We start from the raw sequence: 1006 nt of genomic DNA on the forward strand, positions 1-1006 counted from the left end.
GCCTTCGTCTTGCCTCGTACTTTGGGCCGGCGCTGTTCCGGATTTTATGCTCGATCAATCGAGGCCATCCGTCCTGCGAAATCGTCACCGTACGCCCGCCCGTTGCCTAGGTGCCGCTGCCGCCCACGGTCTTCAGGCGCTTCCTGCCACGCCGTCTTCAACTCGCTGCGATGATTTCCCTAGTCCACGTTCAGCTCCTGCAAAGAATCCTCCTAACCCATTGTTTCTAGGAGTTTTTTTGTTCGATACTTTTATCCTTATGACCATAATTCTGAAGCCACAGTTCGCGAGATCGCGCCGCGCCGAAATGACCTCCGCTCACCCTCTATCTCCTGCTTCCCACGGCGCCATCGCCTCGCTCGAGCACACGACGCTTCCGCCTGACCTCGACGGCCGACAGGGCTCGAATCGGGCCGGCGGCGTGCGCGCGCAAATCGCCGCTGTCTGCGACATCGATGCGATCAAGGCGTGGCTCGCACGCTACGTCGACAGCCCCGCCACCTTAACCAGCTATCGCAAAGAAGCCGAGCGCCTGCTCTGGTGGGCGGCCATCGAACTGCGCAAGCCACTCTCTTCGCTCACTCACGAAGACCTGCTCGCGTATCAGGAAGATGAAAAAATTAAAGATCGTCAATACATTGCGATGTGCAAAGAGCCCAATGCGCTCGCCGCAGCGTTGGAACGGGCATGGCGCGGTGTGTCCGGAAGCGCGATGCACCATCGCAAACGGACAAGCCGTATTCAAGCACGACGGAACAATTGGCGGTGCAACGCGGCTTACGTCGCCGGATTTCCATCCAAAGCGGATCGACTGGTCGATCGCCACACTCAACCACGAAGAACAACGGAAATGTAAACTTCGACAAGGGTGGCTCGCGGACGGAGAGCCGCCACGCGCTTTTCAGAGTCGGTAGGATCCGAATCATCCGTCTAACCGAGGGGTCCGCTGCTCGACGAGGGTCGCCTGGCGCGCGACGATCGCCGATGCGTTCACCCTATCGACCGG

General features: G+C 59.4%; 1 protein-coding gene. It reads left to right on the top strand.

What is annotated here, in order from left to right:
- Window positions 1-238 precede the first annotated feature (238 nt).
- Window positions 239-856, top strand: coding sequence for a hypothetical protein (locus AWB67_RS43290; RefSeq protein WP_125477897.1), 618 nt, complete (start codon window positions 239-241; stop codon window positions 854-856).
- The last annotated feature ends 150 nt before the right edge of the window (window positions 857-1006 follow it).

The sequence above is a fragment of the Caballeronia terrestris genome (genome assembly GCF_001544515.1).
GTDB lineage: Bacteria > Pseudomonadota > Gammaproteobacteria > Burkholderiales > Burkholderiaceae > Caballeronia > Caballeronia terrestris.